Genomic DNA, 21,031 nt, shown 5'->3' with positions numbered 1-21,031 from the left:
CGCCTGTCCAATGTCTCCGAGGACACGCCGATGCCACGTATAGAAGTGGTTCCTGCCGACACGCCGTTTGGCGAACGCCTGCAGTCCGGCTTCGGCTATCCGCTGCGCGGCGCCGGGCTGGCCACCTGCACCGCGCTGACGCTGGCGCACTACGCGGGCTTCCTGCCCGTCGTCGGCGCGCTGGCGAGCCTGCTGGTGTGGGCCGCCACCTGGCGCTACGCCGCCGACTGCCTGCTGCATACCGCCCACGGCTACGCCGACCCGCCGGATGTGGGCAGCGAGGGCAACGGCGCCAGTGGCTGGGGGCTCACCGCAATCCACCTGCTGCTGGTGGCGCTGTGCGTGCTGGCGGTGGTGTTCTTTCCGCGCGCGCTGTGGCCGGTGCTGGTGGTGGCCGCGCTGGCGCTGCCGGCGGTGGACATGTCGCTGGCCTTCGACGGCAACCTGGCGCTGGCGCTCAACCCGTTGAACTGGGTGCGTGTGGTCAACACCTTCGGCCCGGTCTATCTGGTGCCGGTGGCGATCAACCTGCTGCTCGGCCTGCTGATCGTGCTGGCCTCGCTAGGCTCGCACCTGCTGCCGCGCTTCCTCGCGCTGCCGCTGTTCGCCTTCGCCTGCACGTACCTGATCGTGCTGGCCTTCCACCTGATGGGCGCGCTGGTCCACCTGCATCACGAGCGCCTCGGCCTGGTGCCCGAGGCGCCGCGACTGGCCCAAGCCTCGGGTCAGGACGAGGACAGCCGCCTCGTCGACGAGGCGCGCGCGCGCGCCGCGAACGATCCGCTCGCCGCGCTGCACCAGCTGGCCGAGCGCCTGCGCCAGCACAACGCGCCGGCGCCGGTACACCAGCTCTACCGCGAGCTGCTGCGCCATCAGGGACTGCGCGACGACCTGCTGGTGCACGGCCAGATCTGGATCGCCGCGCTGATCGCGCAGAACGAGGCGCGCCGCGCGCTGGGCGTGCTGCAGGAGTGCTGCGGCATCGATCCCGCCTTCGTCCCCGACGATCCGCGCACCTGCGGCGAACTGGCCGACCTCGCCGCGCGGCTGGGCATGACGCGCCTCGCCATCCATCTCGGCCGCGGCTACCTCGCGCACTGGCCGCGCGACCGGCAGGCGCCGCATTACGGCCTGCTGGTCGCACGCCTGCTGGCCACGCAACCCGAGCGGCGTGCCGAAGCGATCGTCCTGCTGCAGAAGCTCGCCGCCGCCTGGCCCGACCACCCGCAGCGCGACGACATCGCCGCCCTGCAGCGGCAACTGGCGGGCACCGCATGAACACGCCCCGGATCGCCGCCGCGATCGCCCTCGCCGGCATGCTCGTCTTCCTCGCCACCGGCATCGCCGCGCAAGGCCTGCGCCCCGAGCTCGACTGGACGCGGGTGCCGAACAGCTACTACCTGATCGGCCCGTGGGGTGGCATGGTGCGCACGGGCTACTACGCGATGGCGCTCGCCCTCATACTGCTCGGCGTGGGCGCGTATCGAACGCTGTCACCCGCGACGCGCAGCGCGGCACCGCTGCTGCTGTTCGTGGCGGGCGGCATCGCACTGGCCGTCACCGCGCTCGCCCACACCGACACCTGGAACCGGCCACCCACGCTGCACGGCTATGTGCACGGCGTGGCGGCGCAGGCCGCGTTCCTGTGCACCGCCACCGCGATGCTGCTGCAAAGCTGGCGACTGCGCGGCGACGCCCACTGGCGAGGCTGGTTCCGTCCCGCCTTCGCCTGGGCCGCGATGTGCTTCGTGCTGCTGTGGGTGCAGGCGTTCTGGCGCGCGCTGCCGCGCGGGCTCAGCCAGAAGCTGTTGATCCTGCTGATTCTGGCCTGGCTGCTCGCCGCCGCGTGGCGGCTGCTGCGCGGCCCCGGCCGCGACGAGGCCGGCCCATGAGCCGCTGGCGCCCACCTGCTCCCCGCTCCACCGCGATCATCACTCGCGCCGGCTTCGAGAAACTCAAGGCGGAGCTGGATCACCTGTGGCACACCTTGCGCCCCGAAGTAGTGAAGGCGCTGGCCGCAGCAGCCGCCGAAGGCGATCGTTCCGAGAACGCGGAATACACCTACCGCAAGAAGCAGCTCGGCGAGATCGATCGCCGCGTACGCTACCTCAGCAAACGCATCCCCTCGCTCAAGGTGGCCGAAGGCGCGCCAGCCGACCGCGAGGCGGTGTTCTTCGGCGCCACCATCACGCTGGAAAACCTCGCCAGCGGCGAGGAAGTCCGCTACCACATCGTCGGCCCCGACGAGACCGACGCGAAGCTGGGCTGGATCAGCATCGATTCGCCGCTGGCCCGCGCGGTGCTGAAGAAGCGCCTCGACGACGAGTTCGAGGCGGAGCTGCCCGGCGGGCGCACGCGGTTCCTGATCGTGGACGTGCGCTACGCGGCGTGAGCCGCCGTTACCCGACCTGTTCCGCCAATGCCTTCGCCAGCGCCAGGTATTCCGCGCCTTTCTCCAGCCCCGCGATGAAACGCGGGGGAATCGCCTCCAACCCACCGATAGCGCCGCACAGCGCTCCGGTGAGCATGGCGCGCGCCTGGTTCTGGCCACCCGCGTTCACCGCGTTGAGCACGCCGAGCTCCACGTCACCCCGGAAACGCGCCGCGAGGTAATAGGCCGCCGGAAACTGGTGGTACACCGCGCACGGCAGGCCGTAGACCAGGCCCACCCTCGACGCGGGCTCGATCGCGACGCCGGGATCGTGCGCTGCCCGTGCGATGGACGACACCGTGAGCAAGGCATCGGGCGAGGCGAACTGTCCCGCGTGCAAGGGCGCCTCTGAACCTTGCGGCACGTCCAGCGCGCCACTGGTCACGGTATGGAACGGCAGGGCGCCGGACTTCACCATGCCCATCAGCCGACCGGACAAGTCACCGTCCAGCGGCACGCCGTTGGCCAGCTGCCCCAGCACCGCGGCAAACGCCAGCGTCATCGCGCCCACCGTGGGATCGCGTTGGGTCAGCGCCACGTTGCCGCTGACGTGCCGCGCCAGCTGCGCCGGCTCGCCCGCGTAGCGCAAGGCGATGGCCAGCACCCGCTCCGCTGCCTCGGTGTTGTCCGCCAGCCCCGCCACCTGTCCCCACGGCAGGCCGGCGCGGCGCTTGCGCCACGCCTCGCGGACCGACTGGCTGGTGTAGCCGCCCGGCCCCGCCATCGGCGTGCCGTCGATCACCGCGAACAGGTCGCGATCCATCCGCGCACAGAAATCCGCCTCGTCGTAACCACCGCGCTCCACCAGCGAGCGCGTCGTCAGCGCCAGGACGAAACCCGCCTGCGACGACGCCCCTGCCGGCAAACCCTCGTGGTAGCGCCCCGGCCTCGGCGCCGTGTAATCGCTGACCCAGTCACCGTAGTCGCGCTTGAGTGCACCCAGGTCGTAATACCAGTGCGGGCCCAGGGCCAGCGCATCACCGATGAAAGCGCCCATGAGTGCGCCCACGATACGGCTCTTTCTCGAAACCGGTTGAGCAAGCTTCGGCATCATCGTCACCTCGTCGTTCGCAGCCCGTCAGGCTCGCGACGGCAACCGCAGTCGACGGCACCAGCCCGTGTTGCCTGACACTCTCCCGCACGTACCCGAAAGCTGCCGCTGGCGTCAGGCGCCGCGCTCCAAAACCACGATGGTCTCGGCTATCCGGTCGTGAACAGTCTGCGCGTTCGGATGGATGAAGTACTGCAGGAAACCGAAGCCCAGCTCAAGGGCTGACGCCGCATAGCCAAGCGCCCGTTCGATGCTTTGCCAGAGACTGATGCGGTCGTGTACGAGCGACACGACACGAATTCCCAGGAGGCGCTTGCCCGGAGTCTGGCCACGGCCAAAGTAGGTCAGGACGCCGAAGTACGCCACGACAATTGCCAGCGCCCACCACGTATCCAGGCCGACAACCCTTACCTTTGCGCCCAGGACAGCCCCCGGATGAGAGGCCGCGATGCGCCAAAGAACAGTTCCCGCGGCCGCGGCGAGGTTGAAGATGACGAGGTCTACCGCAAAGGCGATCGCACGACGCTGAAAGGACGCGAGGCGACAACCTTGGAGCGACAGCTGCCGAGGAGCGCTGTGCGCTTTGAAGCGCTTCGCTGCAAACACTTGCTTGAGCGTAGCCATGTCGAGCAACCTTGTGGTCTAAGGATGGTCCGATCTATTCCCGCCTGATGCATCTGGATCAGGCGGCTCCGAGTCAACCGATTCGGGCTGATACGCGGTCTGACGTCATGCGAATGCCACCAGCTCCTGCCCCACGTACACCACCAGGAACAGGCCCATCACCACCAGGATTGCGGCCAACAGCTTCTCGCTCAACGTGCCGCCATACGGAATCACCTGGTCGTCGGCGATGCTCCGGCGGTAACGCAGGAAGCGCAGGGTGGACAGCAGGATGATCAGCGCGCCGAAGACGATCAGCATCAGTCCGGCCCATTCGGTGGCGCGCATGTGCAGGCCCGTCACCGGCCTGGACGCGGCATGGATCGCGTAGGCCAGGAACAGGTCGAAGCGCTCGAGCAGGAAGCCGAACGCCATGATGGCGATCGCGGTGCGCACCCAGGCAAGGTAGGTGCGCTCGTTGGCGGCATGATCGCTGAAATGAGGTATCACGCGCGGGGCCTCCGGCGACGACGGTCGCGAGCGGGCATTCTCGCCCAAGTGCCGTATTACACCAACGCCGCGCGACCGAGGTGCCCAAGCCGCACGGCCGGTGGATAGCTGCGTCCCGTGCGCCGTGGCTGGTAACAGGCCGCATGACGATGAAACGCCTCGTCGTCGCTGTGCGGATGCCAGCCGGGCAGGCCCGACAACGGCAGCGGGCGCAGCTCCAGTGGGTCGCACAGCAGTTCACCGTGCGCGATCGCCGCGGCGGCGTGCGCCAGCACGACTTCCATCGCTTGCGTCGAATGGAATACCAGCGCCTTGCCCACCAGCAGCTTGCCGGGCGTCAGCGCATGCTCCAGCAGGGCGTGGCCGAACACCTCCAGTTGGGCGCGACCGTCCTGCCATGCCGTGCGCTCGCGCCAAAACAGGCGGTGCCAGTCGTGTGCATCCCATGGCGCGATCAGCGCCGGATCGCTCGCCACCACGATCACGCCGGCCTCGTCGAAATGGGTGAGCGCACATTGCGCCCGTGAACGGGTCTTCGGCCCCATGCGGGCGACCTCGGCCGCCTGCCGTGCGTTCAGCGCACGCTTGAGCGCGGGATGGCGCAGCCACACCAGGGCGTTGAACAGGTCGTGCCAATTGCGCTCGCGGGTGGCGATCTCGCCGCGCTCGGCGATGCGCCGTTCGTAGTGCAGGCCGTCGGCCAGCAACTCGCGGGTTTGCGCCACGAAGCATTCGCGCGCGGCGGCAGGCAGGTGCGCGTTGAGTGCTTCAATGCTCGGCCAGTCGCGGCCTTCGATCAGGCCGGCATGATCGCGCCACGCCGCGAGCGGCATCCGCGAAAACACCTGCGGATCGACCGCGTCACGGGGCGGCGCGATGTACTTCATGCGCACGTCCATGCGCGCGGCGATCCACGGATCATCATGGCAAGCGCTCCACGTTTCACACCGACGTCAGAAGCGGCCATCCATGGCCGCACTCTCATATCATCTTCAGCGTGGAATGCTCCAGGCGCGCATGCAAGTCGTGCTCGCTGGCGCCTTCCACCACCACGTCGACGAACTGGCCGGGCTTGAGGCCCTGCCCGTCGGCGATCAGCACCGTGCCGTCGATCTCCGGCGCGTCGGCGGCGGAGCGCGCCACGGCACCCTCGGCGTTCGCCTCGTCCACCAGCACCTTGAGCGTGCGACCGATCTTGCGCTGCAGCTTGGCGGCCGAGATTTCCGCCTGCACAGCCATGAACTGTTCGAGGCGGTCTTCCTTCAGCTCCTCGGAGACGGCGCCGGGCAATTCGTTGGCCTTGGCGCCGTCCACCGGCGAGTAGGCGAACGCGCCCACGCGGTCGAGTTCGGCTTCGCGCAGGAAGTCGAGCAGTTCCTCGAACTCGGCGTCGGTCTCGCCGGGGAAGCCGACGATGAAGGTGCTGCGGATGGTGAGGTCGGGTACCAGCTTGCGCCAGTTCTGGATGCGCTCCAGCGTCTTGTCGATGTTGCCGGGGCGCTTCATCAATTTCAGGATGCGCGGGCTGGCGTGCTGGAACGGGATGTCGAGGTACGGCAGCAGCTTGCCCGACGCCATCAGCGGCATCACCTCGTCCACGTGCGGGTACGGGTAGACATAGTGCAGCCGCGTCCACGCGCCCAGCTCGGACAGGCCTTCGCACAGCTCGGTCATGCGCGTGCGCCAAGCCTTGCCGCGCCATTCGCGTTCGGCGTATTTCAGGTCGACGCCGTAGGCGCTGGTGTCCTGCGAGATCACCAGCAGTTCCTTCACGCCGCCCTTGACCAGCTTCTCGGCCTCGACCAGCACCTCGTCCACCGGGCGCGAGACCAGGTTGCCGCGCATCGAGGGGATGATGCAGAAGCTGCAGCGGTGATTGCAGCCTTCGGAGATCTTGAGGTACGCGTAGTGCTTGGGCGTCAGCTTCACGCCCACCGAGTTGTCATCTCGGGCATCAAGATGCCCGAGGGGCCCGATGTCGAGGAACTTGTTGCGCACCGGCGGCAATGCCTCGTGCACTGCGTGCATCACGCTGGCGTAGTCCTGCGGGCCGCTGATCGACAGCACGCCGGGGTAGGCCTCGCGGATCAGTTCGGCGCGTTTGCCGAGGCAGCCGGTGACGATCACCTTGCCGTTCTCGTTGAGCGCGGTGCCGATCGAATCCAGCGACTCCTGCACCGCCGCGTCGATGAAGCCGCAGGTATTCACCACCACCGCATCGGCTTCGCCGTAGCTGGGCACGATCTGGTAGCCCTCGACCTTGAGCTGGGTGAGGATGCGCTCGGAATCCACCAGCGCCTTGGGGCAGCCGAGGCTGACGAATCCGATCTTCTGCGTGGCCTGCGACATGACGGCGGCAACCGTTGGGCAATAGGGAAACGGTGAATTATACGGGTATGCGGCCGGGGCCAAGGCCCGGAACTCAAGTTCGCCATTCCGGCGCAGGCCGGAATGGCGAGCGAAAAGCCGGGACATCGCGCCTTCACCCGCCGCCAGCACCCGCGCCCGCTAGAATCCGCGCACAGCCGCAACGGAGATGCCCGCCATGGGCCAGCACATCAACATCCCCACCTCGCGCACCCAGTGCATCGGCGGCTACCTCGCCCAGCCCGCGGGCAAGCCGAAGGGCGGCATCGTGGTGGTGCAGGAGATCTTCGGCGTCACCGCGCACATCCGCAGCGTGGCGGACCGCTTTGCCGCCGCCGGCTACACCGCGATCGCGCCGGCCTTCTTCGACCACCTCGAAGCGTGGCTGGAACTGGATTACGACGAAGTGGGCATGGCGCGCGGCAAGGCGCTGGTGGGCGAGCTGGGGCTGGATCGCCCGCTGGAGGACGTGGCCAGCGCCGCCGAATCGATTGCCTCGTCCGGCAAGGTCGGCGTGGTGGGCTACTGCTGGGGTGGCACCATCGCGCTGCTCTCCGCGCTGCGGCTGGGCCTGCCCGCGGTGAGCTACTACGGCGCGCGCAACGTGCCGTTCCTCGGCGAGAAGCCGAAGACGCCGGTGATGTTCCACTTCGGCGAGGACGATCCCTCGATCCCGCCCGAGGCGGTGGCGCAGCATCGCGAGCTGCTGCCGCAGATGGAGGTGTTCAGCTACCCCGGCGCGGGTCACGCGTTCAATCGCGACGTGCCGGGCGACAAGCATTACCACGGGGCCAGCGCGATGCTGGCGTGGCAGCGCACGCTGGAATTCTTCGACCGGCAACTGGCCGGCGCATGAGCGAGGCCGCGTTCGCGCTCGACCCGCGGCTGCACGCCGACACCCGCTTTGTCGCCATGCTGCCGCTGTGCGAGCTGCGGCTGATGGATGACGCGCGCTACCCGTGGCTGATCCTGGTGCCGCGCCGCGCCGGCGTGACGGAGATCGCCGACCTCGCCGAATCAGAACAGGCGCAGCTATGGCGCGAGGCGAACCAGGCCGCCGCCGCTCTGCGTGCCATCGCGCCTTGCGACAAGCTCAACTTCGGCGCACTGGGCAATATCGTGCGCCAGCTGCACTTGCACGTGGTGGCGCGCACCGAGGGCGACGCCGCGTGGCCCGGCCCGGTCTGGGGCAGCGGCGCCGCCGTGCCGTACGCGACCGACGCGCTGGCCGCGCGGCTGGATGCGTTGCGGCAAAAGCTCGAACGCGATCGAGGGTGATTGCAAGCTTTTTTGAAGAGTGCGGCCATGGATGGCCGCCCGTTTGACCTTCGCGTTCACGGACGAATGCACAAACAAACTCAAAAAAAAGCCCGCGGATCGCTCCGCGGGCTTTTGCCGGTCATGCGGTACGGCTTACCGCTGCTGCTGCGCGGCTTGGTCGACGGAATCGCAACCGGCGGCGGTCTTGCACTGCTGGCCGTCGTCGATCTTCACCGGCGCGTGGTGGTCTTCCAGCTGGCGCGCCTTGGTGTTGATCGCATTGATCTCGGTGAGCTGGCCGCCGTTGTCGTAGTACGCGGTGAAGCCGTAGTCGATCGACATGCGCGCCAGGTACTGCAGGTGCACCTTGCGGATCTTGGAATCGTCGCTGGGCAGCAACAGTACGGTCTTGGGCAGCTTGCCGGTGTCCTTGAGGTAGGCGAAGTGGCTGCCGGCATCGACTGCCGACAACACCGCGCCGTCGATCACGAACTGGCCTTCCTTGTAGGCCTGGATGGTGGTGTCGAACTTGCCCTTCATCTGGGCCGTGCTCACCGTACCCTTGGTGCCACCGCCGAACATGTGGCAGCCGCCGAGCAGGAAGACGCTGCCGAGCACCAGCACCGCGGCGGCGCGGGTCAACAGGGTGGAAAAACGGGTCATCGGGTTCTCCTGCGTAAAGCGGTCGTGATGGCTTGGCGAGTTTAGCGCGGCGCCTTGCGCCGGGCTGCGGTGGTGGATGGCTGTCGAGCGCCGGTTCAGGTACGCGGCAGGGTCACGCCCTGCTGGCCCTGGTATTTGCCGCCGCGGTCCTTGTAGCTGGTCTCGCAGGGCTCGTCGGATTCGAAGAACAGCATCTGCGCCACGCCTTCGTTGGCGTAGATCTTCGCCGGCAGCGGCGTAGTGTTGGAGAACTCCAGCGTCACGTGGCCCTCCCACTCCGGCTCCAGCGGGGTGACGTTGACGATGATGCCGCAGCGCGCGTAGGTGCTCTTGCCCAGGCACACCACCAGCACGTCGCGGGGGATGCGGAAGTACTCCACCGTGCGCGCCAGCGCGAACGAGTTCGGCGGGATGATGCACACGTCCGACACCACGTCCACGAAACTGTTCGGGTCGAACGCCTTCGGGTCGACGATGGTGGAGTTGATGTTCGTGAACACCTTGAATTCGCGCGCGCAGCGCACGTCGTAGCCGTAGCTGGAGGTGCCCCAGGACACCGCGCGGCCGCCATCGGCGCCCAGTTTCATCTGGCCCGGCTCGAACGGCTCGATCATGCCGTGGCTCGCGGCCATGCGGCGGATCCACTTGTCGGACTTGATGCTCACGTGCGCTCCGCAGTCGGCGTGGCGCCCGGCCGGGCCGGGCGAAAACGGCAAAAATACATGGTAGCGGCGCCTGCGCGCCAGCACGGCGGCCGGTTCAGGCCAGCTCGGCGGCCAGGCAAGCCAGCGCCGCACGCAGCTCGGCACAGCGCTCCGCGCTGGCGAGCAGCTGCTCCACCGTGCAGCCCGCACCGGGCAGCGCCACCGGCATGGGTAGCGTCGTCAGCACCTCGGCAGACATGGTGCGCAGGATCTCGGCCAGCGCGTCCTGCGCGTGGTAGGAGCCGCGCGCCGAGGCGTTCAGCAGCAGCACCGGCTTGCCGGGAAATTCCAGGCTGCCGACCAGCCAGTCCAGCAGGTTCTTGAACGCGCCGGGCACGCCGTGGGCGTATTCGGGACAGGCGATCAGCAGCGCATCGGCCTGCCCCACGGCTTCGCGCAACGCCAGCGCGGAAGGCGGCAGCGGGTCGTGTTCGTCGTCGGGGTTGAACAGCGGCAGCGCGGCGAGGCCGTCGTACAGCGCCAGTTCCAGCGACGCGGGCGCGAGTTGCCGGGCGGCCTCCAGCGCGGCGCGATTGGACGAGACCCGACGCAGGCTGCCGCAGAGGCACAGCACGCGCCGTGGCGCACTCATGCCGCGGGCGCGCCCTGCACCACGATCTTCCCCAGCCCCAGCGACTTGTTGCGCGGCTGGCGCGACAGCCGCCCCGCCGTGTTGCGGGCGATCTCGCGGTAGCGTGCGGCCAAGTCGGACTCCGGCATCGCCACCACGGTGGGCGTGCCGCCGTCGGCCTGCTCGCGGATGCGGATGTCCAGCGGCAGCGAGCCGAGGTAGGGCACGTGGTACTGCTCGGCCATGCGCGCGCCGCCGCCTTCGCCGAAGATATGTTCCTCGTGGCCGCAGTTCGAGCAGACGTGGGTGGCCATGTTCTCCACCACGCCGAGCACCGGCACCTCCACCTTCTCGAACATCTTGAGCGCCTTGCGCGCGTCCAGCAGGGCGATGTCCTGCGGCGTGGTGACGATCACCGCGCCGGCCACCGGCACCTTCTGCGCCAGCGTGAGCTGGATGTCGCCGGTGCCGGGCGGCAGGTCGATCACCAGATAATCGAGCATCTCCCAGCGCGAGTCGGTGAGCAGTTGCATCATCGCCTGCGTCACCATCGGGCCGCGCCAGATCATCGGCGTCTCCTCGTCGACAAGGAATCCGATCGACATCGCCTGCAGGCCGTGTGCCCGCATCGGCGTGATGCTCTTGCCGTCGGGCGATTCCGGCTTGCCGCTGATGCCGAGCATGCGCGGCTGGCTGGGACCGTAGATGTCGGCATCGAGCACGCCCACCTTGGCGCCTTCGGCCAGCAGCGCCAGCGCGAGATTCGCCGCTACCGTGGACTTGCCTACGCCGCCCTTGCCCGAGGCCACCACGATGATGTTCTTCACGTTCGGCAGCGGCCCCAGCGCGCCCTGTACCTTGTGCGACTGGATGCGGCTGGTGACCGACACCGCGGCCGCCGCGATCGCCGGATCGGCCTCCAGCGCCTGCCTCGCCTGTGCGGCCAGCGCCTCGGTGGCGCTGGCGGCGGGATATCCCAGTTGCAGGTCCACCGACACCTTGGTGCCGTCCACGCCCACCGCGCGCACGGCCTCGGCCAGTGGCGCGCCGGTATGGGGATCGATGGTTTCGCCGAGAAGGCGGCGGACCAGGGCTTCGTTCGCCTGCGTCATGTCGTGTCGGAATGCTTCAATGGGGACAGCGCATTATGCCAGCCGCAAGCAGCGTCCCGGCTGATATGGATCAGCATGGCGCGATGCAGCTTGACGGCCTCGTCGGCCATCGGCAGGCTCCGACCATACTGTTTCGTACGGGAGTGTCACCATGAAGCACGCTGTTCGTCTTGCCCTCGCCCTCGGCCTGCTGCTGGGCGCCGGCGCCGTATCCGCCACCGACACGAGCACCCCGGTCGGCACCTGGAAACAGGTGGACGACGTCACCGGCAAGGTGAAGTCCATCGTCCAGATCAGCGAGACGAACGGCACGCTGGAAGGCAAGGTGATGCAGCTGCTCAACCGCAGCCCGGAGGCCATCGCCCGCGACGGCGAGCATCCGAAATGCACGAAGTGCGATGGCGAGCGCAAGGACCAGCCGATCGAAGGCATGACCATCATGTGGGGCGTCAGCAAGGATGGCGACGTGTGGGACGGCGGCAAGATCCTCGACCCCAAGAGCGGCAAGGTCTACAAGGTCAAGCTCACGCTGGAGGATGGTGGGCAAAAGCTCGACGTGCACGGCTACATCGGCTTCGCCCTGCTGGGCCGCAGCCAGGTCTGGGAACGCCAGCAGTAAGCGCCCGCGGCCAAGCTTGAGCGATGACGGAACGCGGGCCGCCGGCCCGCGTTCTTCGTTGCCCTAATCGACAGCCACGTCGGCCCGGTGCACCGCCACGTCACGCGCCGCATAGGCATTGCGCGTGGCCTTGTCCACGTCGTGTTCCACCACCAGGTGCTGCACTTCCGCCAGCCCGGCCACCCGGTGCGTGGCGACTGTCCCCAGCTTGTCGCTGGTGACCACCACGGCGGTTTCGCCGCTGACCTCCACCATCGCGCGCTTGAACAGCGATTCCTCGCTGTCGAAGCCCCACAGGCCGCCCTCCAGGTCCAATGCGCACGCGCCAGGGAAACACAGGTCGGCGCGGATCCGCTGCAACTCCTTCACCGCCTGCGCGCCCACCGCACCGCCGATGCGCGGATCGACGCGGCCGCCGATCAGCTGGATCTCGAAACCCTCGCGATCCAGCAACGCCAGCACGACATCCGGCGCGTTGGTAACCACGGTCAAGCCGCATCGCTCGGGCAAGGCCGCGGCGATCGCGGCATTGGTGGAGCCGGCATCGATCAGCAGGACCTGCCCCTGGCGCACCAGCGTCGCCGCCTTGCGTGCCAGCGCCTGCTTGCGGGCGGTGTGCTCGACGCGCCGCTGTTTCAGCGGCGACACCGCCACCGGCAGCGGCAAGGCGCCGCCATAGACGCGCTTGCACAGCCCCTGCCCCGCCAGTTCGCGGAGATCACGGCGGATGGAATCCTCGGACACCTCGAACTCCGCCGCCAGTTCCGCCGCCACCACGCGACCGTGGCTGCGCAGCCGCTGCACTATCCACTGTTGCCGCTCCTGCGGCATCGCCTCGCCGGGGGGGATCGGCGCCGCCGCGCGTGGCTTGTTCATGCCGACACCAGGCCGTGCGTGGCGAGCCACTCGCGCAAGCCCTCGGGGCCGCGGAACCACCACGCATGCATCCCCTGCGCCGCCGCCGCGTCGACGTTGCGCCGCGCATCGTCGATGTAGGCCGTGCGCCTGGGGTCGATCGCATAACGCTCGAACAATCGCCGGTAGATGCGCGAATCCGGCTTGATCAGCCGCTCCTCGCCGGAAACGACGATGCCCTCGAACCAGTGCAGGAAACCGAACATCTCGATCTCCTTCGCGCGCGGGAAAGTCTCGTGCGACCAGTTGGTCAGCGCGTACAGGCGCACGCCGCGCGCCTTCAGCTCGGCGAGCAGGTCCACGCTGCCCTGGATCACGCCGCCCAGCATCTCCCGCCAGCCGTCGCGATACGCCGCGATCAGGCGGGCGTGCTCGGGAAACTGCGCCGTGAGGCTGGCCACCGCCTCGTGCCAGGAACGGCCCGCGTCCTGCTGCTCGTTCCACGCGCCGGTACAGACCTCGGCGAGGAAGCGCTCCATCGTCGCCTCGTCGTCGAACAACCGGCGATAGAGGTAGCGCGGGTTCCAGTCGATCAGCACGCCGCCCAGGTCGAACACCACGGTATCGATCATGTCGCGTTTCCCGTTCATCGCCGCACGATCCTTGCGGAGGCGGCCACCAGCAGCAGCAACCCCGCCACCACGGCCAGCGCCAGCGGCAAGCCGGCCAGCCTGGAGATGAAACCGATCAGCGCCGGTCCGCTGAGCAGGCCCGCATAGCCGAGCATGGTGACCGCCGCGATGGCGATCGCCGGCGAAGCACCCGGCAAGCGCCCGGCCGTGCTGAACATCACCGGCACGATGTTGGAGGCGCCCAAGCCGATCAGCACGAACCCGGCCAGCGACGCCCCCGACCACGGTACGCTGGCCGCCAGCGCGAAGCCCGTCGCGGCGAGGCCGGCGCCCACGCGCACGGCCCACACCGGCCCGATCCGCTGGATCAGCCGATCGCCGGTGAGCCGGCCGAGCGCCATGGCGACCGAGAAACAGGCGTAGCCGATCCCTGCCGTGCTCGGCGCAAAACCGCGGAAATCGCGCAGGAACACCGCACTCCAGTCCAGCATCGAGCCTTCGGCCATGAAGCTCACGAAGCACAGCAGGCCGAGCAGCAGCACCACGCCGTGCGGCATGCGGAACGGCGCGTGCCCGGCCGCAGCGCCGTCCACGTTCGGCAGCAGGCCGCCACGCAGGTACAGCACGAGGGCGGCCAGCAAGGCGGATACCGCCAGCGCGGCCAGCGGCAACGGCAGGCCGAGCGCGAGCAAGGCGCTCATGCCCGCCGCACCGCCGAGGCCACCCAGGCTGAACAAGCCGTGGAAACCCGACATCAGCACGCGGCCGTCGCGCCGCTCCACTTCGACCGCGTGCGCGTTCATGGCCACGTCCACCGCACCCAGCATCACGCCGAAGTACAGCAGTGCCGCGGCCAGCACGGCGACGTTCGGCGCCAGCGCCAGCACGGGCAACGCCAGGCACAGCAGCCATCCCGACGCCACGATCACCCGGCGGTTGCCGAAGCGATGGCTCAACCAGCCCACGAACGGCATCGAGGCCATGGAACCGCCGCCGAACGCCAGCAGCAGCAGTCCCAGCTGCGCGTCGTCCAGCACCAGCCGCGCCTTGGCGTAAGGGACCATCGGCGCCCACGCCGCCATGCCGATGCCCGACACCAGGAAGATCAGCCGCGTGGAACGCGTGGCGGCGGCAAGCCGGTCGCGCGCGGCCGGCACGGGTTGGGAAAACATGTCCACAGGCAATCACGCACGCTCGATATAACAGGCGACATCGTATACAAACATGCATAAACGTGCAAATGAGTGCATGCCCATGCGCCGTCGGAATACGGAAACCGGCAGGACCGGTTCTCCCGCGACAGTGCGTCGCCGCGGGAAGGCTGTCCAGGGATTCCGGGGCGCAGGGCGAGCGGAGCTATGCGACAACCAGCCGTGGCGCGCCTTTCCGCGTCGTGATGGCCAACGAAGCTGGGGCCAGCGGCCGACCCGCCGCACCCTCTTCTACCGCCTCGACGTGGATCGTGCCGACGCTGTCGGTGGCCTGGACGATGACCTGCGCCAGTCCGTTGAACAGCGAGCGCCGGGGTGCCTTGTCGCTTTCGTGGCAGTTGGGATCGCCATTGCCCACGCCGATCAGCCGGCCCGCGCCGGAAACGCGGAAAGCGAGCTTGTGGTCCGCCGTGGGCACCGGGCGACCGTGGTCGTCGAGCACGTCGACCGTGAGCACGGCGACGTCCTGGCCGTCGGCGGCGATCTCGGAACGATCGGCCGTCAACCGCAGCTTGCGCGCGATGCCGGTGGTTTCGCGACGCTCGGTCAGTACGACTTCGCCGTTCCTGCGGCCGCGCGCCTCGAGCACGCCGGGGGCGTAGACGACCTTCCACTGCGCGTGGCCGTAGCGCGGCACTTTCCGGATGCCCAGGCTCTTGCCGTTGAGCAGCAGCTCGACCTCGTCCAGGTTGGTGTAGACCCACACCGGAACCTCCTGGCCCTCCTTGCCCGCCCAGTTCCAGTGCGGGAACACATGCAGGCTGGGCGCCTTCGTCCACCAGGCCTTGTAGTAGTAGTAGTAGTCCTTGGGGAAACCGCACAAGTCGACGATGCCGAACTGCGAACTCACCGAAGGCCAGCCATACGGCGTCGGCTCGCCGCGGTAGTCGAAGCCCGTCCACGCGAAGCCGCCGGCCAGCCAGTCGCGCGTGGCGTAGAAGCTCCACCATTGCTCCGGCGTCTCGCCCCAGGGCACCACGCCGTCGTAGCTGTTGACCGTGTTCTTCTTCGGGTCGGTGACGTATTCACCACGCGTGGCGATGGCGCTGGAGGTTTCCGATCCGTACACCGCGCGCCCAGGGTGTTCCTTGTGGAACTTGTCCGGGTACTTCAGGTTGTAGTTGAAGCCGAGGACGTCCAGCGCGTCCGACACGCCCTGCTCGTTGTCGCCATTGACCGCCGCCGACACGACGCGGGTGGGGTCGAGTTCGTGGCAGCGTGCGACCATCGCCGCGCCGATGCGCTCGCCCTGCTGCTCCAGTGCACCCTTTTGCAGCCGCCATTCCTCGTTGCCGATCGACCAGAGGATGATCGAAGGCGAGTTGCGGTAGCGCTTCACCATGACGTCGAGCTGCTGCATGCCGCTCGCGCTGGAGCTCATGTGCCGCGTCTCGCACATCATCAGCATGCCCATGCGGTCGCAGGCTTCGACCCATTCGGGCGTCGGCATGTTGTGCGAGGTGCGCACCGCGTTGCAGCCCATGCCCTGCAGCACACCCACGCGGAACGCCTGCAGCCGATCCGGCAGGGCCGCGCCCACGCCTGCGTGGTCCTGGTGGTTGCAGGTGCCCTGGATCTTCAGCGGCTTGCCGTTGAGGAAGAAGCCGCGGTCGGGATCGAACGACGCCGTGCGGATGCCGAACGGGAACTGCTCGGCATCGCGCGTGGCGCCATCGACGACCACCTTGACCAGCGCGGTGTAGAGATGCGGTTCGTCGGGCGACCAGAGCGAAGGTGCATCGATGCGTGCGGTCGCCTTGCAGTCTGCCGATGCACCGGGCGCAATTGCCTGTGCAGGTGTCGTCGCCTGCGCGACCACGCGACCGGAGGCGTCGGTGATGAGCCATTCCAGCGCGGCATGCACGGCGTGCTCGCTTTCGTTCTGGACGACGGAGGCCAGGTCGAGCTTTGCCGCATTGCCCTCGACGGTCGACCGCACCACGCTTTCCCAGCGCCCGAGATGCACGTGGTCCAGCTTGGTCAGCCAGACATGGCGGTAGATGCCGGCGCCTTCGTAGAACCAGCCGTCGCCGAAGCTGGCATCGACGCGGAGAGCGATGACGTTCTTGCCTCCGTAGTTGAGGAAGTCGGTGAGGTCGAAGCGGAACGGCGTGTAGCCATCGTCGTGCCGGCCGATGAAGCAGCCGTTGACGAACAGCACGACGTCGCGCATCGCGCCGTCGAACTCGATCCAGATGCGACGGCCGCGGTCGCTGGCGGGAAGCTCGAACGTGCGCCGGTACCAGCCCACGCTGGTCGCCGGATAGCGGCGCCCGAGCGGCTTGTAGCCGTGCGAGGTCAGGCGGGTGTCGTCGTCGCCGCTGTCGTCGTGCACGGGCGCCAATTCCACGGCCCAGTCGTGCGGCAGGTCCAGCGCACGCCAGCCGGCGTCGTTGAATTCGGACGTGGCGATCTTGAAGTCGCCGGTCTTGGAAAAATCGCCCTGGCCGAATCCGTAGCCGAAATCCTTGGCCGGATCGCAGCCATTGCCGAACGCGAAGCGCCAGTCGAAGTCGAGCAACCATTGCTCGCGCGGCGCCACGGGCGACTCGCCACCATGCGTGGGAAGCATCGGCCTTCCGTCGGCTCCGCTGCCGATGCCCGTAGCCCACAAGGCACGCGGCAACAGGCAGGAACCCGCCAATCCGATGCCCGACAGGAGGAAGGTGCGGCGCGTGGTGTCGACCATGGGCAGGTTCCGAGCAGCATGTGGTTCCGCGAAAACTACACGCTGCACAGCCGGTTTCCAAGGTTGCAGCGAGCACACGCGTGGCGGTCCGTGGATGCCATAATGCGCAGTCCCACGGAGTGCCAGTCCACCATGAGTCGCCGCCTGCTCGTCACCAACGCCCTGCCTTACGCCAACGGTCCGCTGCACATGGGCCATCTGCTGGGTTATATCCAGGCCGACATCTGGGTGCGGGCGCAGCGCATGATGGGCAACCAAGTGGCCTACGTTTGCGCCGACGATGCGCATGGCACGCCAATCATGCTGGCCGCTGAAAAGGCCGGCATGACGCCGGAGGCGTTCATCGCCGGCATCCGCGTCAGCCACGCGGCCGACTTCATCGCCTTCGGCGTGGAATTCGACCACTACCACTCCACGCATTCGGACGAGAACCGCGAGCTGTCCGCGCTGATCTACACACGCCTGCGCGACGGCGCCCAGCCTGGCAGTGCGGAAAATGAGACCTACATCGCCAAGCGCAGCATCCAGCAGCTGTACGACCCCGAAAAGCAGATGTTCCTGCCGGACCGCTACATCAAGGGCGTGTGCCCGAAGTGCGGCACGCCCGACCAATACGGCGACAACTGCGAGAACTGCGGCGCCACCTACGCGCCCACCGACCTGATCAACCCGTATTCGGTGGTCTCTGGCGCCACGCCAGTGCTGAAGGATTCGGAGCACTACTTCTTCGAACTCTCCAAGTTCGAGGGTCTGCTGCGCGACTGGTTCGCCGGCAAATACACCGACGGCAAGCCGGTGGCGAACAGCGGCGTGGCCGCCAAGCTGCGCGAATGGCTGGACGGCGGACTGAAGGACTGGGACATCTCCCGCGACGCGCCCTACTTCGGCTTCCCCATCCCCGACGCGCCGGGCAAGTTCTTCTACGTGTGGCTGGACGCGCCGGTCGGCTACCTCGCCAGTTTCAAGGCGCTGTGCGAGCGCACCGGGCTGAAGTTCGACGACTTCCTAGCCGCCGGCAGCAGCGCGGAGATGCACCACTTCATCGGCAAGGACATCATCAACTTCCACGGCCTGTTCTGGCCGGCGATGCTGCACGGCGCGCAGATGCGCGTGCCCACCGCGTTGCACGTCAACGGCTACCTGACGGTGAACGGCGCGAAGATGTCCAAGTCGCGCGGCACCTTCATCCAGGCGCGCACCTACCTCGACGCCGGGCTCAACCCCGAGTACCTGCGCTACTACTTCGCCAGCCTGCTCAACGACACGCCGGTGGACGTGGACCTCGACCTCAAGGCATTCGAGGAGCGCGTCAACTCGCACCTGGTCGGCAAGTGGGTGAACATCGCCAGCCGCACCGCGGGCTTCGTGCACAAGTTCTTCGATGGACGGCTTGTTGAACGATTTGACGAGCAAGAGTCCGAACTCTGGCGCGTACTCCAGTCGCACTACGACGATATATCCGAACTCTATGAAGATGGCGAGTTCGCCGAGGTCACACGCAAATTTGTGCTGATGGCTGACCTAGTGAACGGCTACATCGCTGACAAAGCTCCTTGGATACTTGCCAAAGACGAATCGCGTCGACACGAACTACATCAAGTTTGCTCACTCGCGCTGGCCGCGTTCCGCCTCCTCGCAGGCCTGCTGAAACCTATCCTCCCAGCCACCGTCGCCGCTGCCGAACAATTCCTCGCTGCTCCCGTCGCCGGCTTTGCCGACGCGTGCGATGCGCTGCACGGCCACAGCATCAATGCCTTCGAACCCTTGCTCGCGCGCCTCGACCCCAAGCGCATCGAGGCGATGGTCGACGCCTCGAAGGAATCGCTGGGAGCTCCCGCCCCCGCCCCTGAAACCGCAAAGAAGAAGCCCGTGAACGACACCGCCAAGCCCGCCGCTCCCGCCGCCACCGAAGTACCGGCCACCATCGCCATCGACGATTTCGCCAAGCTCGACCTGCGCATCGGCAAGGTCGTCGCCTGCGAGTTCGTGGACGGCTCGGACAAGCTGCTGCGCTTCGAACTGGACGCCGGCGCGCTGGGCAAGCGACAGATCTTCTCCGGCATCCGCGCCGCCTACGGCGAGCCGGGAAAGCTGCTCGGCCGCAACGTGGTGTTCATCGCCAACCTCGCGCCGCGCAAGATGCGCTTCGGCCTGTCCGAAGGCATGATCCTCTCCGCCGGCGACGGCGGCGCGGACCTGTTCCTGCTGGACGCCGACCAGGGCGCCCAGCCGGGCGCCACGGTGCGCTGAAACGCACCTCGTAGGAGCGGCTTCAGCCGCGATGCTTCTTGGCAATCGTGATCGCGGCTGAAGCCGCTCCTACCGCCCGATGACCGCAGCCGAAGCCATGCATAGTCTCGCCGACCGCATCGACGCCCTGCTGCCACAGACGCAGTGCGAACAATGCGGCTACCACGGCTGCCGGCCTTACGCCGAAGCGATCGCCCGCGGCGAGGCGGCGATCAACCAGTGCCCGCCCGGCGGCGCGGCCGGCATCGCGAAACTGGCAGCGCTGCTGGACCGCCCGGTGCTGCCGCTGAATCCCGCCAACGGTACGGAGAAACCGCGCACGCTGGCGCGGGTGATCGAGGACGAGTGCATCGGCTGCACCAAGTGCATCCAGGCCTGCCCGGTGGACGCCATCGTGGGCGCGGCCAAGCTGATGCACACCGTGCTGGCCGACGACTGCACCGGCTGCGAACTGTGCGTGCCGGCCTGCCCGGTGGACTGCATCGTGCTGGAGCCGATGCCCACGGGACAGATCGACCCGGCGCATGCCGATGCGGCGCGCGAACATTTCCGGAAACGCGAAGCGCGGCTGGCACGCGAGGCGGCCGAGCGCGAGGCGGAGCTGGCCGCGCGCAAGGTGGCGGTCGACGCCGCCGCCTCGACCAACCCGGTGCTGGCCGCGCTGGCACGGGCCCGCGCGAAACAGGGCAAGACGCCATGAAACGACCTCACCTCACGCCGTCACTCCGGCGAAGGCCGGAGTCCAGCGTCTCCCGTGCTTCGACAGCTGCGAGTCACTGGATCCCGGCTTTCGCCGGGATGACGAGCGTGATGCGGGACGTTTCGCCATGCCCATGAAGCGCGCCGACGTGGTCGAGCTGTTCACCCGCCTGCGCGACCTGAACCCGCAACCCACCACCGAACTGGAATACCGCACGCCGTTCGAGCTGCTGGTGGCCGTGGTGCTGTCCGCGCAGGCCACCGACGTGGGCGTGAACAAGGCCACGCGCAAGCTCTACCCGGTGGCGAATACGCCGCAGGCGATCCTCGCGCTGGGCGAGGACGGGCTGAAGAAGTACATCTCCACGATCGGCCTGTTCAACGCGAAGGCGAAGAACGTGATCGCGCTGTGCGGCATCTTGATCGAACAACACGGCGGCGAGGTGCCGCGCACGCGCGAAGCGCTGGAGGCGCTGCCTGGCGTGGGCCGCAAGACCGCGAACGTGGTGCTCAATACCGCATTCGGCGAACCCACCATTGCGGTCGACACGCACATCTTCCGCGTCGCCAACCGCACCGGCCTCGCACCGGGCAAGGACGTGCGCGCGGTGGAGGACAAGCTGGAGAAGGCGGTACCCGCGGAGTTCAAGCGCGATGCCCACCACTGGCTGATCCTGCACGGCCGCTACGTGTGCAAGGCGCGCAAGCCGGATTGCCCGCAATGCGTGATCCGCGACCTGTGCCGCTACAAGGACAAGACGCAAGCGGCCTGAGGCGCACCGTTACTGCAAAAGCAAACGGCGG

22 protein-coding genes are annotated in these 21,031 nt (G+C 67.9%); 9 read left to right on the top strand and 13 right to left on the bottom strand.

Annotation, left to right across the window (positions count from 1 at the left end; genetic code table 11):
- Window positions 1-30 precede the first annotated feature (30 nt).
- The 3 genes from B0E52_RS09160 to greB are packed head-to-tail and all read left to right on the top strand — an operon-like array spanning window position 31 to window position 2,392.
- Window positions 31-1,278, top strand: coding sequence for a hypothetical protein (locus B0E52_RS09160; RefSeq protein ID WP_077483527.1), 1,248 nt, complete (start codon window positions 31-33; stop codon window positions 1,276-1,278).
- The gene (locus B0E52_RS09155) at window positions 1,275-1,892 is read left to right on the top strand and encodes a DUF998 domain-containing protein (protein ID WP_254426754.1); all 618 of its coding nucleotides are present in this window, start codon (window positions 1,275-1,277) and stop codon (window positions 1,890-1,892) included. The genes B0E52_RS09160 and B0E52_RS09155 overlap by 4 nt, the downstream gene beginning before the upstream one ends.
- Complete coding sequence (gene greB / locus B0E52_RS09150; RefSeq protein ID WP_077483526.1) at window positions 1,889-2,392, top strand: transcription elongation factor GreB; 504 nt, start codon at window positions 1,889-1,891, stop codon at window positions 2,390-2,392. The genes B0E52_RS09155 and greB overlap by 4 nt, the downstream gene beginning before the upstream one ends.
- A 7-nt stretch (window positions 2,393-2,399) precedes the next feature.
- Here greB and B0E52_RS09145 read toward each other — a convergent pair whose 3' ends face one another.
- The 5 genes from B0E52_RS09145 to rimO all read right to left on the bottom strand — a co-directional run bounded on the left by B0E52_RS09145 (window position 2,400) and on the right by rimO (window position 6,944).
- Entirely contained in the window at window positions 2,400-3,428 is a 1,029-nt protein-coding gene (locus B0E52_RS09145) for an ADP-ribosylglycohydrolase family protein (protein WP_174575551.1), read from the bottom strand.
- A 168-nt stretch (window positions 3,429-3,596) separates the two neighbouring features.
- The gene (locus B0E52_RS09140) at window positions 3,597-4,106 is read right to left on the bottom strand and encodes an RDD family protein (RefSeq protein WP_077483525.1); all 510 of its coding nucleotides are present in this window, start codon (window positions 4,104-4,106) and stop codon (window positions 3,597-3,599) included.
- Between the two features lie 105 nt (window positions 4,107-4,211).
- Complete coding sequence (locus B0E52_RS09135; protein WP_077483524.1) at window positions 4,212-4,595, bottom strand: DUF202 domain-containing protein; 384 nt, start codon at window positions 4,593-4,595, stop codon at window positions 4,212-4,214.
- 56 nt (window positions 4,596-4,651) lie between these two features.
- Window positions 4,652-5,482: a DUF3025 domain-containing protein gene (locus B0E52_RS09130; RefSeq protein WP_077483650.1), complete on the bottom strand. Its 831-nt coding sequence runs from the start codon at window positions 5,480-5,482 to the stop codon at window positions 4,652-4,654.
- Between the two features lie 94 nt (window positions 5,483-5,576).
- Window positions 5,577-6,944, bottom strand: coding sequence for a 30S ribosomal protein S12 methylthiotransferase RimO (gene rimO / locus B0E52_RS09125; RefSeq protein ID WP_077483523.1), 1,368 nt, complete (start codon window positions 6,942-6,944; stop codon window positions 5,577-5,579).
- A gap of 196 nt (window positions 6,945-7,140) precedes the next feature.
- Between rimO and B0E52_RS09120 the strand changes: the two genes are divergently transcribed.
- Window positions 7,141-7,818 carry a dienelactone hydrolase family protein gene (locus tag B0E52_RS09120; protein ID WP_077483649.1) on the top strand — a complete coding sequence of 226 codons (678 nt, stop codon included), beginning with the start codon at window positions 7,141-7,143 and terminating at the stop codon, window positions 7,816-7,818.
- Window positions 7,815-8,240 (top strand): HIT family protein, encoded by a 426-nt coding sequence (locus B0E52_RS09115; RefSeq protein WP_077483522.1) that lies wholly within the window; start codon window positions 7,815-7,817, stop codon window positions 8,238-8,240. The genes B0E52_RS09120 and B0E52_RS09115 overlap by 4 nt, the downstream gene beginning before the upstream one ends.
- Window positions 8,241-8,375: 135 nt before the next feature.
- Here B0E52_RS09115 and B0E52_RS09110 read toward each other — a convergent pair whose 3' ends face one another.
- The 4 genes from B0E52_RS09110 to apbC all read right to left on the bottom strand — a co-directional run bounded on the left by B0E52_RS09110 (window position 8,376) and on the right by apbC (window position 11,272).
- A complete protein-coding gene (locus B0E52_RS09110) occupies window positions 8,376-8,885 on the bottom strand; it encodes a hypothetical protein (RefSeq protein ID WP_077483521.1) in 510 nt (169 codons plus the stop codon).
- A gap of 95 nt (window positions 8,886-8,980) precedes the next feature.
- Window positions 8,981-9,550 carry a dCTP deaminase gene (gene dcd, locus B0E52_RS09105; protein ID WP_077483648.1) on the bottom strand — a complete coding sequence of 190 codons (570 nt, stop codon included), beginning with the start codon at window positions 9,548-9,550 and terminating at the stop codon, window positions 8,981-8,983.
- A gap of 94 nt (window positions 9,551-9,644) precedes the next feature.
- Window positions 9,645-10,181: an NADPH-dependent FMN reductase gene (locus B0E52_RS09100; RefSeq protein ID WP_077483520.1), complete on the bottom strand. Its 537-nt coding sequence runs from the start codon at window positions 10,179-10,181 to the stop codon at window positions 9,645-9,647.
- The gene (gene apbC / locus B0E52_RS09095; protein ID WP_077483519.1) at window positions 10,178-11,272 is read right to left on the bottom strand and encodes an iron-sulfur cluster carrier protein ApbC; all 1,095 of its coding nucleotides are present in this window, start codon (window positions 11,270-11,272) and stop codon (window positions 10,178-10,180) included. The genes B0E52_RS09100 and apbC overlap by 4 nt, the downstream gene beginning before the upstream one ends.
- Before the next feature lie 151 nt (window positions 11,273-11,423).
- Between apbC and B0E52_RS09090 the strand changes: the two genes are divergently transcribed.
- Window positions 11,424-11,891 (top strand): DUF2147 domain-containing protein, encoded by a 468-nt coding sequence (locus B0E52_RS09090; protein WP_077483518.1) that lies wholly within the window; start codon window positions 11,424-11,426, stop codon window positions 11,889-11,891.
- 63 nt (window positions 11,892-11,954) lie between these two features.
- Here B0E52_RS09090 and B0E52_RS09085 read toward each other — a convergent pair whose 3' ends face one another.
- The 4 genes from B0E52_RS09085 to galA form a co-directional block, all read right to left on the bottom strand.
- Entirely contained in the window at window positions 11,955-12,767 is an 813-nt protein-coding gene (locus B0E52_RS09085) for a DeoR/GlpR family DNA-binding transcription regulator (RefSeq protein ID WP_077483517.1), read from the bottom strand.
- A complete protein-coding gene (locus B0E52_RS09080; protein ID WP_077483516.1) occupies window positions 12,764-13,396 on the bottom strand; it encodes an HAD family phosphatase in 633 nt (210 codons plus the stop codon). The genes B0E52_RS09085 and B0E52_RS09080 overlap by 4 nt, the downstream gene beginning before the upstream one ends.
- A complete protein-coding gene (locus tag B0E52_RS09075; RefSeq protein WP_077483515.1) occupies window positions 13,393-14,550 on the bottom strand; it encodes an MFS transporter in 1,158 nt (385 codons plus the stop codon). Before B0E52_RS09075 ends, B0E52_RS09080 begins: the two co-directional genes overlap by 4 nt.
- A gap of 184 nt (window positions 14,551-14,734) precedes the next feature.
- Window positions 14,735-17,161 (bottom strand): beta-galactosidase GalA, encoded by a 2,427-nt coding sequence (galA, locus tag B0E52_RS09070; protein WP_217316675.1) that lies wholly within the window; start codon window positions 17,159-17,161, stop codon window positions 14,735-14,737.
- Here galA and metG point away from each other — a divergent pair.
- The 3 genes from metG to nth all read left to right on the top strand — a co-directional run bounded on the left by metG (window position 17,147) and on the right by nth (window position 21,000).
- On the top strand, window positions 17,147-19,528 hold the full coding sequence (gene metG, locus B0E52_RS09065; RefSeq protein WP_343124496.1) for a methionine--tRNA ligase: 2,382 nt from the start codon (window positions 17,147-17,149) through the stop codon (window positions 19,526-19,528). The two genes, galA and metG, sit on opposite strands and share 15 nt — an antisense overlap.
- Window positions 19,529-19,625: 97 nt before the next feature.
- Window positions 19,626-20,228, top strand: coding sequence for an RnfABCDGE type electron transport complex subunit B (locus tag B0E52_RS09060; RefSeq protein ID WP_077483647.1), 603 nt, complete (start codon window positions 19,626-19,628; stop codon window positions 20,226-20,228).
- A gap of 133 nt (window positions 20,229-20,361) precedes the next feature.
- Window positions 20,362-21,000 carry an endonuclease III gene (gene nth, locus B0E52_RS09055; RefSeq protein WP_077483512.1) on the top strand — a complete coding sequence of 213 codons (639 nt, stop codon included), beginning with the start codon at window positions 20,362-20,364 and terminating at the stop codon, window positions 20,998-21,000.
- The last annotated feature ends 31 nt before the right edge of the window (window positions 21,001-21,031 follow it).

It is taken from the genome of Rhodanobacter sp. C06 (genome assembly GCF_002001105.1).
GTDB lineage: Bacteria > Pseudomonadota > Gammaproteobacteria > Xanthomonadales > Rhodanobacteraceae > Rhodanobacter_A.
The sequence above is the reverse complement of the archived record's forward strand: the minus strand, read 5'-3'. Positions and strand labels throughout refer to the sequence as shown.

Coding starts and splice junctions, on each gene's coding strand:
- B0E52_RS09160 (WP_077483527.1), top strand. CDS start 31: ATGCCACGTATAGAAGTGGTTCCTGCCGACACGCCGTTTGGCGAACGC.
- B0E52_RS09155 (WP_254426754.1), top strand. CDS start 1,275: ATGAACACGCCCCGGATCGCCGCCGCGATCGCCCTCGCCGGCATGCTC.
- greB (WP_077483526.1), top strand. CDS start 1,889: ATGAGCCGCTGGCGCCCACCTGCTCCCCGCTCCACCGCGATCATCACT.
- B0E52_RS09145 (WP_174575551.1), bottom strand. CDS start 3,428: ATGGGCGCTTTCATCGGTGATGCGCTGGCCCTGGGCCCGCACTGGTAT.
- B0E52_RS09140 (WP_077483525.1), bottom strand. CDS start 4,106: ATGGCTACGCTCAAGCAAGTGTTTGCAGCGAAGCGCTTCAAAGCGCAC.
- B0E52_RS09130 (WP_077483650.1), bottom strand. CDS start 5,482: ATGAAGTACATCGCGCCGCCCCGTGACGCGGTCGATCCGCAGGTGTTT.
- rimO (WP_077483523.1), bottom strand. CDS start 6,944: ATGTCGCAGGCCACGCAGAAGATCGGATTCGTCAGCCTCGGCTGCCCC.
- B0E52_RS09120 (WP_077483649.1), top strand. CDS start 7,141: ATGGGCCAGCACATCAACATCCCCACCTCGCGCACCCAGTGCATCGGC.
- B0E52_RS09115 (WP_077483522.1), top strand. CDS start 7,815: ATGAGCGAGGCCGCGTTCGCGCTCGACCCGCGGCTGCACGCCGACACC.
- B0E52_RS09110 (WP_077483521.1), bottom strand. CDS start 8,885: ATGACCCGTTTTTCCACCCTGTTGACCCGCGCCGCCGCGGTGCTGGTG.
- B0E52_RS09100 (WP_077483520.1), bottom strand. CDS start 10,181: ATGAGTGCGCCACGGCGCGTGCTGTGCCTCTGCGGCAGCCTGCGTCGG.
- apbC (WP_077483519.1), bottom strand. CDS start 11,272: ATGACGCAGGCGAACGAAGCCCTGGTCCGCCGCCTTCTCGGCGAAACC.
- B0E52_RS09090 (WP_077483518.1), top strand. CDS start 11,424: ATGAAGCACGCTGTTCGTCTTGCCCTCGCCCTCGGCCTGCTGCTGGGC.
- B0E52_RS09085 (WP_077483517.1), bottom strand. CDS start 12,767: ATGAACAAGCCACGCGCGGCGGCGCCGATCCCCCCCGGCGAGGCGATG.
- B0E52_RS09080 (WP_077483516.1), bottom strand. CDS start 13,396: ATGAACGGGAAACGCGACATGATCGATACCGTGGTGTTCGACCTGGGC.
- B0E52_RS09075 (WP_077483515.1), bottom strand. CDS start 14,550: ATGTTTTCCCAACCCGTGCCGGCCGCGCGCGACCGGCTTGCCGCCGCC.
- metG (WP_343124496.1), top strand. CDS start 17,147: ATGCGTGGGAAGCATCGGCCTTCCGTCGGCTCCGCTGCCGATGCCCGT.
- galA (WP_217316675.1), bottom strand. CDS start 17,161: ATGCTTCCCACGCATGGTGGCGAGTCGCCCGTGGCGCCGCGCGAGCAA.
- B0E52_RS09060 (WP_077483647.1), top strand. CDS start 19,626: ATGCATAGTCTCGCCGACCGCATCGACGCCCTGCTGCCACAGACGCAG.
- nth (WP_077483512.1), top strand. CDS start 20,362: ATGAAGCGCGCCGACGTGGTCGAGCTGTTCACCCGCCTGCGCGACCTG.